This window comes from Streptomyces glomeratus, assembly GCF_021462825.1.
GTDB classification, from domain to species: Bacteria; Actinomycetota; Actinomycetes; order Streptomycetales; family Streptomycetaceae; genus Streptomyces; species Streptomyces glomeratus.
Genome location: NZ_JAKEEB010000062.1, coordinates 1 through 15,242, shown reverse-complemented (window position 1 = coordinate 15,242; position 15,242 = coordinate 1). Strand labels below are relative to the sequence as shown.

16 protein-coding genes and 3 pseudogenes are annotated in these 15,242 nt (G+C 67.6%); 14 read left to right on the top strand and 5 right to left on the bottom strand.

The features are described 5' to 3' along the window. Window positions 1–364: pseudogene (locus LZ604_RS34325) on the top strand (NF041680 family putative transposase); the annotation flags it as partial. Window positions 365–955: 591 nt separating this feature from the next. After that, entirely contained in the window at window positions 956–2,320 is a 1,365-nt protein-coding gene (gene ltrA / locus LZ604_RS34320) for a group II intron reverse transcriptase/maturase (protein ID WP_308283713.1), read from the top strand. 357 nt (window positions 2,321–2,677) lie between these two features. Here ltrA and LZ604_RS34315 read toward each other — a convergent pair whose 3' ends face one another. Then, complete coding sequence (locus LZ604_RS34315; protein ID WP_234520045.1) at window positions 2,678–4,438, bottom strand: MOSC and FAD-binding oxidoreductase domain-containing protein; 1,761 nt, start codon at window positions 4,436–4,438, stop codon at window positions 2,678–2,680. Window positions 4,439–4,694: 256 nt separating this feature from the next. On the opposite strand from LZ604_RS34315, the gene LZ604_RS34310 reads away from it, so the two are divergent. The 3 genes from LZ604_RS34310 (at window position 4,695) to LZ604_RS36500 (ending at window position 6,042) form a co-directional block, all read left to right on the top strand. Continuing rightward, entirely contained in the window at window positions 4,695–5,126 is a 432-nt protein-coding gene (locus tag LZ604_RS34310) for a VOC family protein (protein WP_234520044.1), read from the top strand. A 116-nt stretch (window positions 5,127–5,242) separates the two neighbouring features. Beyond that, entirely contained in the window at window positions 5,243–5,656 is a 414-nt protein-coding gene (locus LZ604_RS35930; protein ID WP_267972194.1) for a LysR family transcriptional regulator, read from the top strand. After that, entirely contained in the window at window positions 5,656–6,042 is a 387-nt protein-coding gene (locus LZ604_RS36500) for a LysR family transcriptional regulator substrate-binding protein (protein WP_372482268.1), read from the top strand. The genes LZ604_RS35930 and LZ604_RS36500 overlap by 1 nt, the downstream gene beginning before the upstream one ends. Before the next feature lie 109 nt (window positions 6,043–6,151). Here LZ604_RS36500 and LZ604_RS34300 read toward each other — a convergent pair whose 3' ends face one another. Further along, window positions 6,152–6,676 (bottom strand): CGNR zinc finger domain-containing protein, encoded by a 525-nt coding sequence (locus LZ604_RS34300; RefSeq protein ID WP_234520042.1) that lies wholly within the window; start codon window positions 6,674–6,676, stop codon window positions 6,152–6,154. Window positions 6,677–6,979: 303 nt separating this feature from the next. Between LZ604_RS34300 and LZ604_RS36495 the strand changes: the two are divergent. The 3 genes and pseudogenes from LZ604_RS36495 to LZ604_RS36490 all read left to right on the top strand — a co-directional run. Continuing rightward, window positions 6,980–7,264: pseudogene (locus LZ604_RS36495) on the top strand (Na+/H+ antiporter NhaA); the annotation flags it as partial. 106 nt (window positions 7,265–7,370) lie between these two features. After that, window positions 7,371–7,985, top strand: a complete 615-nt coding sequence (locus LZ604_RS35920; RefSeq protein WP_267972192.1) for a Na+/H+ antiporter NhaA — start codon at window positions 7,371–7,373, stop codon at window positions 7,983–7,985. A 10-nt stretch (window positions 7,986–7,995) separates the two neighbouring features. Beyond that, on the top strand, window positions 7,996–8,400 hold the full coding sequence (locus LZ604_RS36490; protein WP_372482266.1) for a Na+/H+ antiporter NhaA: 405 nt from the start codon (window positions 7,996–7,998) through the stop codon (window positions 8,398–8,400). Here LZ604_RS36490 and LZ604_RS34290 read toward each other — a convergent pair. Then, window positions 8,297–8,971: a hypothetical protein gene (locus LZ604_RS34290; protein WP_234520040.1), complete on the bottom strand. Its 675-nt coding sequence runs from the start codon at window positions 8,969–8,971 to the stop codon at window positions 8,297–8,299. The genes LZ604_RS36490 and LZ604_RS34290 overlap by 104 nt on opposite strands. Before the next feature lie 537 nt (window positions 8,972–9,508). Between LZ604_RS34290 and LZ604_RS35915 the strand changes: the two genes are divergently transcribed. The 5 genes from LZ604_RS35915 to LZ604_RS34275 all read left to right on the top strand — a co-directional run bounded on the left by LZ604_RS35915 (window position 9,509) and on the right by LZ604_RS34275 (window position 12,794). Continuing rightward, window positions 9,509–9,763, top strand: coding sequence for a thioredoxin domain-containing protein (locus LZ604_RS35915; protein ID WP_267972191.1), 255 nt, complete (start codon window positions 9,509–9,511; stop codon window positions 9,761–9,763). Further along, entirely contained in the window at window positions 9,754–10,350 is a 597-nt protein-coding gene (locus LZ604_RS34285) for a DsbA family protein (RefSeq protein ID WP_308283712.1), read from the top strand. Before LZ604_RS35915 ends, LZ604_RS34285 begins: the two co-directional genes overlap by 10 nt. Window positions 10,351–10,579: 229 nt before the next feature. After that, window positions 10,580–11,449 carry an alpha/beta fold hydrolase gene (locus LZ604_RS34280; protein WP_234520039.1) on the top strand — a complete coding sequence of 290 codons (870 nt, stop codon included), beginning with the start codon at window positions 10,580–10,582 and terminating at the stop codon, window positions 11,447–11,449. A 71-nt stretch (window positions 11,450–11,520) separates the two neighbouring features. Beyond that, window positions 11,521–12,054 carry an ATP-binding protein gene (locus tag LZ604_RS36485; RefSeq protein ID WP_344415218.1) on the top strand — a complete coding sequence of 178 codons (534 nt, stop codon included), beginning with the start codon at window positions 11,521–11,523 and terminating at the stop codon, window positions 12,052–12,054. Beyond that, entirely contained in the window at window positions 11,940–12,794 is an 855-nt protein-coding gene (locus tag LZ604_RS34275; RefSeq protein ID WP_344415223.1) for a DUF427 domain-containing protein, read from the top strand. Before LZ604_RS36485 ends, LZ604_RS34275 begins: the two co-directional genes overlap by 115 nt. A 29-nt stretch (window positions 12,795–12,823) precedes the next feature. Here LZ604_RS34275 and LZ604_RS34270 read toward each other — a convergent pair. Beyond that, window positions 12,824–13,591: pseudogene (locus LZ604_RS34270) on the bottom strand (helix-turn-helix domain-containing protein); the annotation flags it as partial. Window positions 13,592–13,679: 88 nt separating this feature from the next. Then, complete coding sequence (locus LZ604_RS34265) at window positions 13,680–14,573, bottom strand: NAD(P)H-binding protein (protein ID WP_234520037.1); 894 nt, start codon at window positions 14,571–14,573, stop codon at window positions 13,680–13,682. Between the two features lie 45 nt (window positions 14,574–14,618). Between LZ604_RS34265 and LZ604_RS34260 the strand changes: the two genes are divergently transcribed. Next, window positions 14,619–14,993: a MerR family transcriptional regulator gene (locus LZ604_RS34260; protein WP_234520036.1), complete on the top strand. Its 375-nt coding sequence runs from the start codon at window positions 14,619–14,621 to the stop codon at window positions 14,991–14,993. Window positions 14,994–15,242 lie beyond the last annotated feature (249 nt).

Sequence of the window (15,242 nt, the reverse complement as noted above, 5' to 3'; positions counted from 1 at the left end):
GCTGAAGCAGACACTCGGCTGGAACGTGCCCAAGCTCCGGGACCCGGCCAGCGCGGACCTGTGGACGACGCTGATCATCGCCGCACACACCCAGCTGTGGCTCGCCCAGCCAGCCGCGCAAGACCTGCGCCGACCCTGGGAACGCCCGCTTCCCACAAACAAGTTGACGCCCGCCCGAGTGCGGCGAGGGTTCCGCAACATCCGCGCGAAGGCGGCGCGTCCAGCGGCTGCACCGAAACCCTCCCGCCCCGGCCCAGGACGCCCCCGCGGATCGAGCAACCGCACGAGAGCACCTCGCCACACACCGGGAAAGACCGTCAAGCGCGCCGAGACACACGACCGGCACTACGGCCGCACAGGTTAAAGATCAAGCGTACGTCCAGCAGTCCGGACGTCGTCGCAGCTCAGAAGGGATGTGAACGATGTAACCGGACGACAAGCTCAGGCTAGCCAGCCGGTGCAAGTCCGGTCCGGGGAGGCGCCAGGGTCCCCGGTAGCTGACTCCCGGCGTCGCTCGAAAGGGTGGCGTCGAAGTGGAGTGACAAGCGCCCTGTGGGGGCGTGCAACCGGCCAGTCCGCAACATGAAGTGAAGCCTGCAGCGCCGTCATTTAACCCCCGCCCGCGGGCGGGCCAAGGAGGAGCCGAGCCTGTGCTTGAAAGGCGAAGGCCATGGAAGGCGATCTTGGACCTGGAGCGGTCGCCGAAGAACCTCCCGGCGTAAGGGGCGTGGAATGGTCGGACGGTTGTCCTGGGAACTGGAGAGAGCCTCCTCGGCCCCGCGCATGCGGCGCGGGAAGCGTGGCCTGCCTATAACCGGCGGAACCGGGAAGTGGCGAGTTGCCGAGAGGCAGTCGGAGGGGGTCGTAGTAGTGCCGATCGGCGGGACAACACAACCCGCTGGGAGCGAAGGGCCCCTGCTTCATCGATGCGATCCGCGAACAGGGAGGGGCCCGGATGAGTGCCGTTTCGGCTAGATCCATCCGCCGGGAGGAAGGCGCCGCGAGACCGGGTGGCCGTCCTCTGGACAAGGTTCGAGCCTTGCAGCGGACGCTCTACCGCTGTGCCAAGCAAGAACCCGAACGCCGGTTTCATGCCCTGTATAGCCATGTCCACCGCATGGACGTTCTTCGGCGGGCGTGGGCCGGTGTGTGCGCGAACCGAGGAGCCCCCGGCGTGGACGGGGTGACCGTCGATGCGGTGGCGGCCTCGGGGGTGGACGCATTCCTCCAGGATCTGGCCGAGCGACTGCGGACGTATACGTATCGTCCGTCGGTGCTGCGGCGGGTGAAGATTCCCAAACCGGGGCGGCCGGGGGAGTTCCGGCCGCTGTCGATTCCCACGGTGGCGGACCGGGTGGTGATGACGGCAGCGAAGCTGGTCCTGGAACCGGTCTTCGAGGCCCAGTTCACCGAGGCGAGCTACGGATTCCGGCCCAAGCGGTCCGCGATCGACGCGTGCGAAGCCGTGCGCGTCGCGGCAAACCAGCGGCGGGAGTGGGTCTTCGAGGCCGACATCCGGGACTGCTTCGGCACGATCGACCACGACGCGCTCATGTCCCAGGTGGCCCGGCATGTCGTGGACCGGCCGATGCTGAAGTTGATCCGGACCTGGCTGCGGATGGGAGTCCTGGAGGGCGGGGTGACCTCCCCGACCGGGGCGGGAACCCCACAGGGCTCACCGATTTCCCCGCTGCTGGCCAACATCGCCCTGCACGTCCTCGGCGAGGCATGGCAGGGCGAGGGTCGCCGGCTGGGGGTGTTGGTGAGGTACTGCGACGACTTCGTGGTCCTGTCGCCGACCAGACAACGGGCCGAGCAGGTCCAGCAGTTGGCGGCGAGAGTGCTGGAACGGCTCGGGATGCGACTGCACCCCGAGAAGTCCGGTATCACCTGCCTCACCCGGGGCGGGCAGGGCTTCGATTTTCTCGGCTTTCACCACCGGAAAGTGGAATCGTGGAAATGGCGAGGCAGGTTCTACCTGCAACGCTGGCCCTCGGCCCGAGCGATGCGGGTGCTGCGGGACAAGGTCCGCACAGCCACCGCCCGCTCGAAGACCGAACGGCCGGTGTCCGCCGTGGTTGCCGACCTCAACCCCGTGCTGCGGGGCTGGGCAGCGTACTTCCGCAACGGGAACTCCGGGCGGAAGTTCAACGCGGTCGACGGCTACGTCCACGAACGGCTGGCCATCTTCGCCAGCCGGAAACACAGACTCCGAGGCCGGAACTGGACCACCCGATTCACGTACGGATGGATCACCCGGATCGGGGTCTATCGCCTCACCGGAAACGTGCACAGGGCGACGGCGCATGCCAGTCGGTGAACGATGTCGGAAAGCCGTGTGCGGGAGAACTGCATGCACGGTTTGAAGCGGCGGGGGCTGGAAACGGAGCGGAAGCCACCGCGCCAGTCCCCGACCCTACTAAGACCCGGACAACGACGACGTCGTCCAGGCCGAGCTCGCCGCCGAAGCCGCGGCTGCCGCTACTGGCTGCCCATCGAGGGCGAGATCGAAAGGGCAAAGCGTCGTGCCGGCCGTGGTCGTCAGGCGTGACTGCTGGTGTCTGTCCTGCCCGTCGTTGGCCTTGCACAAGTTGTATTGGGTGGCTGGACCTTTGTGTGGCAGGCAGGGGGTGCCCGGGCGATAGGCAGGGCCGAGTGCCGATGGGTTTGCTCCCGGCTAGAGGTCGAGGACGACTTCGGTGGTGGGCTCGCTGCAGCAGATGAGGATGGCTCCGGGTTCTGGGAGTTCGAGGGGTGGGGTGGTGTAGGTGATGTTGCCTGCGACGAGGTGGGTGATGCAGGTGTGGCATACGCCGGTGCGGCAGGACCATCGCGTGGGGATGTCGCAGGCTTCGGCGAGGTCGAGGAGGGAGGCGTGGGCGGGTGACCAGGGGGCGGTGATGCCGCTGCGCGCGAAGGTGATGAGCGGCCCGGTGCCGGCGGGGCCGGGTGGTTGGTGCGGCCGGATCACGGCCGTGGGCGTGACGCCGGGGTTGATGGCGGGAAGGGCGCTGAACGCTTCGGTGTGGATGTGGCCGGGACTGAGGCCGTGGTCGCTCAGGTAGCCGCTGAGACCGTCCATGAAGGCGGGTGGTCCGCAGAGGTAGGCGTCGGCGTTGGTGGGGATGCCCATGGCGGCGAGTGAGGCGGCGGTGGGGCGGCCCTGGGTGATGTGGGGCTCGTCGGGATGCGGGGCTTCGGCTGTGTAGTAGATGTGCTCGTGGGCCTGGGGGAGTTGTGCCAGGAGCGTGTGGGCCTCGTCGGCGAAGGGGTGGTGGGCGCGGTCGTGGGCGGTGTTGATCCACCAGACAGGCCGTGGGTCTTGGGTGGCGGCGAGTTGGTGGAGCATGGCCAGTAGGGGGGTGGCGCCGATGCCTGCGGAGATGAGGATGACCGGGTCGGCGCTCTCTTTGAGTACGAAGGCCCCGCGCGGGCTTGCGACGTCCAGGAGGTCCCCGGGGCGGAGGCTGGTGTGGAGGTAGTGGCTCACCTGGCCGTGGGGCTCGTGCTTGACGCTGATGCGATAGGTGCCGGCTGTGGGCGCGGAGGACAGGGAGTAGCTGCGCACGGCGGGGGCGGCTGCGCCGATGTCCAGACGGATGGAGAGGTACTGGCCCGGTCGGGGCTGCGGTAGGGGTGTGCCGTCGGTGGTATCGAGATAGATCGAGGAGACGGTGGGGGTCTCGGGGACGATGCGGGTCACGCGCATGGTCTTGAAGGCCGGCCATCCCTGTTCTTCCCTCGGCTGCTGGGCGCTGGCGCGGTCGCCTGGCCATCCCGGTTCCTGTGTGGGCTGCTGGGCGGCGGCGAGTTCACGGAAGGACTGCTGCCATCCCGGGCTGAGAGCGGGGATGTTCAGCGCTTTACGCAGCTTTTCGGGGTCGCGGCCCGGAAGGTAGAGCAGTGCGTCGGTGTCGGCGACGCTGAGTTCTTCGGGACCCTTGCGGGTGAGGGTGATCTCGTCACCGGCCTGGACGTGTCCCTCGGCGATGACGCGCAGATAGAAGCCGGGGCGGTGGTGGGCGACCAGCAAAGAGGCCATGGTCGGTTCGCCCAGGCGCATGCCGACGCGGTAGCAGGTGACGCGGGGCTGGGTGACTTCGAATTCGGCATCGCCGATGCGGTAGCGGTCGCCGATGCACACTTCGCTGTCGGGCAGGCCGTCGACGGTGAAGTTCTCCCCGAAGATCCCGAAGGTCAGGTCGTCGCGACCGAGCTGCTTTTGCCAGTACTGGTAGGACTGCACCTGGTAGACGAGGACGGCGCGCATCTCACCGCCGTGCCCAGCCAGGTCGCCTTGGCCGTCTCCGTCGATGTTCAGCCGCCGCACCATCCGGGGGCCGTGCACGGGGGACTTCCACGCTCCGGTGTGGACGGTCCTTCCCTGCCAGGGGACGTCCTTGGGCATCCCTACGTTGACGGACAGCAGCGTCGCCATTGCGGTTCTCCTGGGGGTGGCCGGGGGCAGCCCCTCATGGCGCTGTGAAGTACGTGCTGCGCCCGATCCTAGTTCTTGGCCTGCGCCGCCCGCTATTCATCGATCATGAGCCTTTTGAGGCATCAGCCGAGATTTTCTGAATGCTTGAGAGGCGCGGGAATCTGAGCTGGTCATTCGCCTTTCCTTGTCTGAGCATTCAGATCAACGCATGATGCGCGGGTGGCGGGGCGGCGCCGCGCTGGACCAGAATGATCACATGGAGTACCGGTTCGAGGTTGTCATCCTGCCTGTGAGTGATGTCGACCGTTCATTGGCCTTCTACGAAGAGCAGCTCGGTTTCCACCTGGACGTGGACTACGGACCCACGCCCGATTTCCGGGTCGTGCAGCTGACGCCTCCTGGCTCCGCCTGCTCAGTACAGATCGGGGTGGGCATCACCGGTGCGCAGCCTGGCTCGGTGAAGGGCCTGTACCTGGTGGTTCCCGATCTCCAGGCTGCGTGCGCCGAGCTGGCGGGCCGCGGTGTCGACGTGGGGGACATCCGCCACAAGGCGCCGGTCGAGACGTGGCAGGGAGGCTTCGAGCTCGGCGTTGACCCGGAGCGGCGGGACTATGCCAGCTTCGCGCAGTTCACCGACCCCGACGGCAACGTGTGGACGCTGCAGGAACGCGGTTTTCGTTCCGCATGAGGGTGGAGCCCGCGGTGCGGGGCTTTCTGTTCGTTTTTGGACGTTCCGGACCGCTGCCCGCGCATTCCGGTCCGGTGACGCGGCCGGGCGCGCTCGCGTGATGATGAGGGTGATGCATGGCCATATTGCGGTCGCTGGAGTGCCTGGTGGCGCTGGTCGACGAGGGATCCGTGACCAAGGCCGCAGCGGTACTGCACATGTCGCAGCCGGCGCTCTCCCACCAGATCGCGGCACTGGAGAGGGAGCTGGGCACCCCGGTGGTGGAGCGGCTCGCCCGGGGTGTCCGGGTCACGGCGGCGGGCCGGGCCGTCGCCGAAGAGGCGCGGGTGGCCCTGGCGGCTGCATCGCGTGCGGTCCAGGCGGGGCGGCGTGTCGGGGAAGGGCTCGGGAGGCGCCTGCGGATCGCGTGTGCGGAGACGATGACGGCCTGGCTGCTGGTTCCGGTGCTGCGGCGCTGGCAGACACGGTGGCCCGATGTCCGGCTGGACCTGTTGGAGTTCACCAGCGCGGACCGCATGGTCGAGCAGTGATGGCCGATGGAACGGACCTGGTTGTGGGACCCGAGCCGACGGCCACATCCGCTCACGTGGAGGTGCTCAGCCGCGAGGAGATGGTGGTCGTCACCTCGTCCGGCCACCCTTTCGCGGATCGGGAATCCGTATCGGTGCCGGATCTTGCGAGGGAACCGTTCGTGCACTATGACCCGGAGAACGGGATGGGGGTGTGGATCGACCAGTTCGTCGCGGCTCGGCAGACCTCCCTGACGGTCGTGCTGCGGACGCGCAGTCCCCGGACCGCTGCCCAGTTGGCCGGGGCGGGCATGGGGGGGTGCGGCGTCTTCAGCCGCGGGTGCACCGCGACATCGTCGCGATCACGATGGTTCCTTCCGATGCGCTGGTGCGCAGGTTGTCGCTGACCTGCGGCGGCGGGGGCTGCCCACGGTCGATACCGCAGCCAAGGATCGGTCGGGGGAAGATCCTGCTGCTCAGGGCTGAGCCCCGCCGGCTGCTCTGGGGGCTCGGGAGTTATTCAGCGGCTGCATCCCGGGTGCGCTGGTAGTGGCGCCTGGCCTTCATGCGGTTGCCGCACAGGGCCATCGAGCACCAGCGGCCCTTGTTGGTCTTGCTGCGGTCCAGGAGGAAACGCCGGCACTCGGGGTTGGCGCAGGGCCGCAGTCTGCCGGGCATCGTCTCCTGCAGTGCGCCCCAGGTCAGCACCGCTTCCACCGCCAGCCGACGATCTGTGGGGGCCTGCAGCTCCCAGGACACGCCCGCGGGGGAGAGGCGGGGGTGGGAAGTGACGTCCTTCAGGAGCGGGACCAGCGAGGCGGCTGGCTGGTTCCCGCGGACCACCTCTTGCAGGGCGTCACGGGCCTGCACGAGGTACTCCTGCTCCTGCGCGGTGCCGCCACCGCCGTGGGTCTGCTGCCACGACCTGGCCGCTTCCCGATCCGCCAGCTGGTCCTGGACGACGCCATTGACCACCGGCGTGCTGTTGAGGAGTTCCAGCAGTGCGTCCTGCCGTTCTTGCCGTTCTCGATCACTCACCATGCCACCTCCTAACCGATCTACTTCACTTGACAGGTTACATGAAGGAGGGTCATGCTAACCAGTGAAATTTATTTAGAAGGTTAGTTTCTCGTCGGTTGAAGCGTACCCGCCGGGCGGGCAGCCGCCACGACAGGAAGGACAGGACCGTGACCGCGTGCCAGGGCAGCGTCGCCGTCCCCGGGATGCAACAGCGCGAGCGGCTGCGCATAGTGACAGCCTTCGACGAGGAGGCCGTCACGGCGACAAGCCCTCCAGCTTCCCGCACGAGGCACGCCACCGACCGCGCCAAGGCGCTGCTGACTGGTGAATCGGGCGGTGCCGCAGTCCTCCTGGGCCGCCCTGCTAGCCGCCCTGACCTGGTCCAACGCCTTCCCGGCCTTGTACCGGGCGGCATGGGAAGAGCAGCTGAGCCTCGGCCTGGGCGGCAGCCGGCTGGTCCTGGACCTGCGTAGCTGGATCAACAACGGACTGATGACCTTCTTCTTTCTGCTGGTCGGTCTGGAGGCTCGCACCGAACTCGATCTGGGGGATCTGCGGGAACGCCGCCGCCTTCTCCTGCCGGTCGGCGCCGGGATGATGGCGATGGCCATCCCGGTGGCGATCTACCTTGCGGTCAACCACACCGGCCCCAGTGCCCATGGCTGGGGGCGCCATGTGCACCGACAGCGCCCTGGCGCTCGGCATCTTCAGCGTCATGTCCCGGCGCCTGCCGGGCAGGATCCGCACCTTCCTGCTCACCCTGTTCGTCGTCGACGACCCGGTCGCGCTCCTGGTGATCGCCACCTTCTACAGTCACGACATCCGGCCCGTCCCCCTCGCCATCGCCAGCGCTTCCTTTGCAGCCACCCTCGCGACCCGCACCCTGCCCGTGCGCCGCCGAGGCGGCCTTGTCATCGCACTGGGCACCACCATGTGGGCCGGACTCATGGGCAGCGGCGTCGACCCGGTCGTCGCGGGCTTGGCGATCGGCCTGGTCACCTCCGCCTACGCACCTCTGCGCAGCGAGCTGGAACGCGCCACCGACCTGGTCCGGCTGTTCCGTGAGCAGCCCAGCCCGCATCGCGCCCGCTCAGCCGTCGTAGGCCTGGTCTCCGCCCTCTCGAACAACGGGGGGCTGCAGCATCGCTACCGTGTGTGGACGACCTACGGGATCGTCTCCCTCTTTGCACTGGCCAACGGTGGCATCACCATGAACGCCGGCCTGCTGAGGGGGCCGCCAGCTCTCCTGGCACCATCGGCATCTTCCTCGCCTACGTCATCGGAAAGCCGATCTCCATCGTCGTCACCTCCTGGGCCGTTGCGCATCTGATCGCGGCCGGTTGCGGCCGCCTGTCGGCTGGGCCGCCGTCGCCGGCAGCGGCGCCATCGCGGGCATCGGCTTCACTGCCTCCCTGCTGATCGCGAACCTCGCCTTCTCCTGCAGGCTCCTTGAAGAGGCCAAGATCGGCATCCTGGCCGCAGCCGCGGCCTCCGCTCTGCTGAGCTGGACCGTCTACCGCACCACCGCTCTGCTGCCCAAAGCCGCCCGCAACCGTGCTGTCGGCGTACACGCGAACATACCCAGCCGCGTACAGGTGAAGGTGCTCAACGTTCGGGTACGCCTGATCGTGGGCAGCGCCGTTACAGAGCCCAGATGTGGAGGCCGTGGTCGAGGTTGGACACGGTGTACCAGGTGCCGTCTCCGAGAGCCCTGGGCAGGCCGGACACCTCGAAGGGATAGGTGATCTGGTCGATCAGCTGCATGTGGACGGCGTCGACGAGCCAGTGCCGGCCTGTGCCGAACTCCTCGTCGCTCTCGACGGTCCCGACGACGAGGGTGTTTTCGTCGACGAAGCCGCCCTCGTAGTCGAAGAACGCCTGCGCCTCGTCATCTGTGGTCTCCTCCTCGAACGCGGGATGCGGGGGAAGCACGTCCGCGTTCAGTTCGGCCACCACGGAGCCGTCGGCGACCAGATGAAGGGCTAGAACGTCCTGGTCATGGGTCACTGTGAGCAGACGATCTCCGCTCGGGCTCACCCCCAGCAGGACACGGTCCTCGTCGCCGAAGCTGTGGACAATGAGGGCGTGACCGTCCCACTTGCCCCAGCGCAGGGGTGATCCGTCCTGGCCTTCTCCGATGGTCAGACCCATCTGGCCGGGTTCCGGATGCGGAACGTGGACGGAGCCCGCCGCGGCCGTGCGAGTCTGGGTGCGGGCCAGCACCGTGCCGACAGCGGCGTCGATGACCAGCCACTCTTCCCCGCGGTCGTGGTCCGGGGCGTCGTGCTCCAGAGGACCGTGGACATGGGCCCACACGGTCTTCCCGTCCGAGGAGAAACCGGCCGAGCCACGGTTGGCATAGCGGTGGTCTCTGTCGTCCGCGTACTCGGAGAAGTCTGTGTGCCCCGCGCAGCCTGCCCAGCAGCGGTGCCGCAGTTCCCACCGTGGGCTTCCCGACTGGTCAACGGCTCGCAGTGCATGCGGTCCAGCGAAGACAACCAGGTCAGCGGCAGGCGACACTGCGCTCGTGCCGAACCGGCAAGGCCAGGGCGCCGGAAAGGAGACGGTCGAGGCCGAGGCCGGCGGCTGGACTTCCTGGACGATCAGCTCTGTGTCCCCTCGCTGTACGAGGAGCCGCGATGTGGGCCGGGGCTCCAGATGAGGCGCTGCGTCGGCCCCGGAGAACGGGAGAGGGGCCGCGAGCGTAGTCACAAGGCGAGCGAGGCGGGACACAGGCGCTCCGAAAGGACTGGGGACTCTTGCCGGGACCCTATGACAGGCCGCTGACCCCCTGAGCATTCACCCCTCTCCGCAGCACTGACCAGGATGCACGGGACCGGAGGGATGCGGAAAGTGGGCACGTTTCTCCGTACCCGCCTGGGCACAGAAGGGCGTACCCCGACACGTGCCCTGCTCGGCTCCACGCGCCCGCTGCTTGATCTCGTCGGCGGCATCGACCCCGTTCACGACCACGTCCGAGGACCCGAGCGCGCTGCGGTCACCGTCGTGGAGTACGGCGACTACGAATGCCCCCACTGCAGTGAGGCGGATCCGGTCACGCGCGATCTGCTGCTCTCGCGTCCCGACGTCCGCTACGTGTGTCCCTGAGTGACGTCCACCCGCACGCGCGCCTTGCCGCCGAGGCTGCGGAAGCCGCAGCGGCCCAGGGTGCCTTCTGGCGCATGCACGCCCTGCTGCTGCAGCAGCAGGACCGGCTGGAGATGAGCGACCTGCTTGGCTACGCCGCCGACCTCGGCCTCGACGTCCGCCGGTTCCACCGGGACCTGCGCCGCCGCACCCACTCGGACCGGGTCGAGCGTGACATCATCTCCGCCGACCGCAACGGAGTCTCCGGCACCCCCACGTTCTTCTTCAACGGCCAGCGCCACCACGGCGCCCACGATCTCGACGCACTCGTGCACGCCCTTGATGCCGCGCTTGCGGGATCCGAGCACTCCCGCCTGCTGCCGGTGCCTAAGGAGCAGTTCTGCGTCCTGCGCCTGGTGGCGCGTCGCTACAGGGCCCGAGGACCACGCCGCCTCTTGCGCCCGCACGGCCTCGAACGCACAGCCGCAGCAGTTGGCACCAGCCCGGCGCCCGGCCACCTCAGGCCTGTCGGCCACGCCCGCCCGGGAAGGCGGTCGGAGGTCATCCACGTGTGGCGCGAGACCGACAGCTCGACCTCGGCCGTCTGAGCGCGCTCACGGTGAGCTGCGCTGGCTCCGGGCCGTCCACGGGCGGAGGCTGGATCTAGACCCCGCCCTGACGCCACCCCTGGATCCAGCCTCATGGCCAGCCATAAGTGCCCGTCCGAGTACGGCGGCATCCGCCCCCCATCTAACCGGTAAAAGCAGCTTGACGGGTTAGACCGCGTGTGCTCGACTGGATATGTAACCACTCAACCTCAATAGAAGGGTTAGGAAGATGGCTCCCGCGGTCCACCACCGCACCACCACCGTCAACGGCCTCGAGGTCTTCTACCGGCACGCCGGCGACCCGAAGGCGCCCGTCGTGCTGCTCCTGCACGGCTTTCCCACCAGCTCGCACATGTTCCGCCACCTGATCCCGGCACTCGCCGACCGCTACCACGTCATCGCGCCCGACCACATCGGCTTCGGCCAGTCCGCGATGCCCGCCCTGCAGGACTTCCCCTACACCTTCGATGCCCTCACCGAAGTCACCGCGGGCCTGCTCCAGCAGGTGGACATCGACCGGTTCGCGATGTACGTGCAGGACTACGGCGCGCCCATCGGCTGGCGTTTCGCCCTCCAGGCCCCGGACCGCATCGCCGCGATCATCACCCAGAACGGCAACGCCTATGAAGAGGGCTTCGTCAAGCCTTTCTGGGACGGCGTCTTCGCCTACGCCCAGGCACCGGGACCGGACACCGAAGCCCCGATACGGGGCGCTCTGACCCCCGAGATCACGCGCTGGCAGTACGTGAACGGTGTCGCCGACCCGAGCCTGGTCAGCCCCGACAACTGGGTCCACGACCAAGCGCTGCTCGACCGGCCCGGCAACGACGAGATCCAGCTCAAGCTCTTCCGCGACTACCCCACCAACGTGGACCTCTACCCGCAGGTCCACCAGTACTTCCGCGACTCCCGGGTCCCGCTACTGGCGGTCTGGGGCGCCAATGATGAGATCTTCGGCCCCGCGGGCGCGGAGGCGTTCCGCCAGGACCTGCCCGATGCCGAGATCCACCTGATCGAGTCCGGGCACTTCGCCCTGGAAAGCCACCTCGAGACCATCACCGAACACATCCGCGACTTCCTCGCCCGCGTCATCGCTTGACACGCAGGGCGTCGAGCGGCTGCGGCGACCGCCCACCAGCCCCTGTTGCCGCAGCCGGCAAAGGATCCGTCATGCCACACCTTGCCCAGCGGGCCTTCAGCCCCACCCCCCAGATAGTGCGCACCGCCCGCGCCTTCGCGATGCAAGCCCTGGAGTCCTGGGGAGGCTGCGGGCGCCGGGACGACATCCGAGTCTGCCTGTCGGCACTGGCCGGCGACGCCGTCCAACACGGGAGCCCGGATGGCCGTGACTACCTGGTTCGGCTCATCCGCCACCCCTACTGCCTTCACCTGGAAGTCCACGACAGCGCTCGCCGCGCCGCCGTCCGCACCCCGGTCCTCTCCTGGAGCGCCGAAGAAGGGCGAGGCATGCACATCGTCCGGGAGCTCTGCGACGACTGGGGAGTGCAGACCGACGACGCCGACCACGACGGCCTTAAGGTGCAGGCTCCACGCCGCACCCTGCACACGGAAGGCAACACACCATGGGACTGTCCTGGCAGCAAGGCCCCCTCTCCGCCGGCGCGATCGGACACTTCCTCACCCCCCAGCCCCTGCCCGAGCGCCTGCTGTTCGCTGAGCGGTTGCGCCGCCGCATGCGCGTGAGGTTCAACGACACCTGGATCGCCGACAGCGAGAACGTCATCCTGCTGCACGAACCGGGCCGCTACCCGGTCGCCTACTTCCCCCGCGAGGACGTCGACGAGCAGGCCCTGGTCGCGAGCGGAAAGACCACCCACCACAAGGATCTCGGAGACACCGCCTGGTACGCCGTGCGCGCGAGCGAGCGCACCGCCGAACGCGCCGCCTGGGAATTCACCGCGCTGCCCGGTCACGCCACCGAACTCCAGGGCCGTATCGCTTTCGCGTGGCGGGCGATGGACGCCTTCTACGAGGAGGACGAACGCATTCTGGGTCACGCCGCGGACCCGTATCACCGCATCGACATCCGCAACACCTCCCGCACCTTGGAAGTCCGCCTCGGCGACAGCGTGATCGCCCGCTCCGAACACCCCGTCGTGCTCTACGAATCCGGCTTCGCCCCTCGCTGGTACGTCCCGCGCGCCGACATCGACGAGACCCAGCTGCGACCCGTCGAAGGACAGACCTTCTGCCCCTACAAGGGCCTGTGCGATTACTACGACATCGGCGACGCCCACCGCGCCGCCTGGTCCTACCACAACGCCTACACCGAGGTCGGACGCATCAACGACATGGTGTCCTTCGAGCCCGACCAGGTCGAGGTCTACCTCGACGGCAAGCGCCTCGAACTCGAGCCCGGCCAGAAGGTCATCTCTCACGGCATCGACCGTGGTCTGGACGTCGACGAGGTCAAGGCGCGCTGACGCCTGTAGAGGCCAGCACGTTGATGACACTGGTGGCGTGACCCGAGTAGCGCTCGGGCAAATGCGTCGGCTCGGTAGCGCACTCCGTTGTCCGTGACGATCCGCTCGATGTGGGTGATGCCGTGGGCGGCGAACCATGCGCGGGCACGGTGCATGAACGCGATCGCAGTGACGGCCTTCTCATCAGGCAACGCTTCCGTGTATGCGAGCCGACTGAACCCGTCAACTGCGCAGTGGAGATACACGTAGCCGCCGCGTTTGCTCTTCTTCTTCAGTCGATCGGCGTTCTTGGCCCGCTCGCTCCCGCGGCCGTGGACACGCCAACCTGCGCCGTCGGGGATCCGGCCGACCTTCTTCACATCGACGCGGACCATGTGGCCTGGCCACCTAGGGTTGATCCTGCGGGGCTGCCGATTCTGTTCGCCGTTCGGGTCGATGAACTTGCGATGGTTGAGCCCGAGCCTCGCCAGGTGTCGGGTCACTGTGCGGCGGCTGACGGTGATGCCCTGAGCTTGGAGCTCGAACGCGATCCGCGACGCTGACCACTTGTTGCTGCGCCGAAGGTCTGCGATTCGGGCTACGACTGTGGCGTCTGTCGCGGCGGGTTGACGGTGTGGTGTCGAAGAACGGTCGAGCAGGCCGATTGCCCCGTAGCGGCGGTAGCGGTTGACCCACTTCGATGCACAGGCGCGCGAGATCCCCATCTCGGCGGCGACGTGCGCTATTGGACGAGTCCGGCAACGCTCGACAAGTCGGCGTCGACCTTCGACGGTCAGTGGAGCATTGGCGTGCCTCATGGGCAGTTTACCGTGGCGGTTTCGACATTGTCGGGGAAGCGATCTTCGGCGGTCATCACACCGGTTAGAGACTGACTGATGGGTGTGGTCATGGCCGCGGGTCGAACTCGGTGCTGTGGTCGATGGCCCACTGCGCAAAGGGGCGGGCCGGCCTACCGGTCAGGCGCTCGACATCATCGGTGACAAGGCGTGATTCGGGTCGCCGCGTTGACGCCGTGATGAGGGCATCGACCAGCCGTTGGGGACGGCCGTCCGCGAGCATTCGTGCGCGCGCGATATCCACGGGGACCGGCTCGAAACGCAACTTTCGTCCGAGGGCGGCACCGAGGATTCCGACCTGGTCGGCCCTGCTGAGCGGCTCGGGCCCGGTCAGCAGGTAGGGGGTGCGATCCGAATCGTCCTGGCGTCGAAGGAGCACCTCCGCGGCTGCGGCCGCGACATCACCCTCGTCCACGACGGCTGTGCGCGCTATGTCCGGACCTCTGACCACGTCGCCTGCGCGCAACGCCGCCGCCCAGCCCCGGGTGTTGGACGCCAGCGTGTCGCTGCGCAGCACGGTGGGATGCAGGCCAGCATCACGGAGCCGGCGTTCCATGTCCGCGTGTACCTGCACGATCGGGTCACTTTGGCGAAATGAGGCGTCATCGATCGCAGTCGAGGAGAGGTAGACGACGCGCGGTGCTGCTGCGGCGAGTTCTGCGATCAGAGGCTCGGCGGGGGCGGTGTCGAGCAGCGGCCATATGAGGAAGACGGTGTCGATGTCGTCGAGCGCCGCACGGACGGAGTCGGCGTCGGTCAGGTCACCGCACACCGACTCGATGCCGGGTCGCGGGCCAATACGGCGACGATCGAGGCACCGCACAGCTGCTGCGCGCGCATGCAGCCGGGCCAGGAGCTCACGGCCGAGGTTGCCCGTCGCGCCGGTGACCAGGACCGATCGGGAACAAGCAGGAGTAGGCGGGGTGGGAGAACTGTCAGGCATGGTGGGGAGGCTAAAGGTTCAGGTCGACATCAAGGCAAGGGCGGAATGGGGATAACGATCGGCGAGGCGGCTGCGCAGCTTGGAGTCGAGGCCCATGTCCTACGGCACTGGGAGCACGTCGGAGCACTCACGGTGCACCGGGACGCGAACGGTTACCGACTCTACGACCACGACGTCCTGCAGCAGGCGCGAACCGTGCTGAAACTGCGACAAGTCGGGCTCTCGTTGCCAGAGGTCACCGCAGCGATGTCCCCGAAGAAGTCCGCAGCGCAGGAGGTCGTGCGCGCGAAGATCGCTGCGCTCGAAAGTGAGGTCCGCAGCAGACAGCAAGCGATCACCTTCCTCCGGCACACCGTCGAGTGTCGCCATCGGTACCTCGAGGAGTGCGCGGACTGCGCGACATTCGTCTGGAACCCTTGATCATCCGATGTGAGGAATTCGCGGTCGATGACCATAGCCCTTGATCAGTAGCAAGTGACCGCCGACATCAACGTCTTGGCCCGCAACACCTAGTACTCCAGCAGCGTTTTGCTATCTGGCCTGGGCAGAGGCATCGTCGGGAGTGTAGTTGGCTGCTGGCACGTCAGGGGCGGTCTTGCCGGACCACCCCTCCAACGAATGACATCGAGAACTGTCTGCGCGGTGATGAGGGCAGCCTCCCCGCGTGAT

Excerpts from the sequence above, each read along its gene's own strand:
- ltrA (WP_308283713.1), top strand. The coding sequence starts at position 956 with ATGAGTGCCGTTTCGGCTAGATCCATCCGCCGGGAGGAAGGCGCCGCG.
- LZ604_RS34315 (WP_234520045.1), bottom strand. The coding sequence starts at position 4,438 with ATGGCGACGCTGCTGTCCGTCAACGTAGGGATGCCCAAGGACGTCCCC.
- LZ604_RS34310 (WP_234520044.1), top strand. The coding sequence starts at position 4,695 with ATGGAGTACCGGTTCGAGGTTGTCATCCTGCCTGTGAGTGATGTCGAC.
- LZ604_RS35930 (WP_267972194.1), top strand. The coding sequence starts at position 5,243 with ATGGCCATATTGCGGTCGCTGGAGTGCCTGGTGGCGCTGGTCGACGAG.
- LZ604_RS36500 (WP_372482268.1), top strand. The coding sequence starts at position 5,656 with ATGGCCGATGGAACGGACCTGGTTGTGGGACCCGAGCCGACGGCCACA.
- LZ604_RS34300 (WP_234520042.1), bottom strand. The coding sequence starts at position 6,676 with ATGGTGAGTGATCGAGAACGGCAAGAACGGCAGGACGCACTGCTGGAA.
- LZ604_RS35920 (WP_267972192.1), top strand. The coding sequence starts at position 7,371 with ATGTCCCGGCGCCTGCCGGGCAGGATCCGCACCTTCCTGCTCACCCTG.
- LZ604_RS34280 (WP_234520039.1), top strand. The coding sequence starts at position 10,580 with ATGGCTCCCGCGGTCCACCACCGCACCACCACCGTCAACGGCCTCGAG.
- LZ604_RS36485 (WP_344415218.1), top strand. The coding sequence starts at position 11,521 with ATGCCACACCTTGCCCAGCGGGCCTTCAGCCCCACCCCCCAGATAGTG.
- LZ604_RS34265 (WP_234520037.1), bottom strand. The coding sequence starts at position 14,573 with ATGCCTGACAGTTCTCCCACCCCGCCTACTCCTGCTTGTTCCCGATCG.
- LZ604_RS34260 (WP_234520036.1), top strand. The coding sequence starts at position 14,619 with ATGGGGATAACGATCGGCGAGGCGGCTGCGCAGCTTGGAGTCGAGGCC.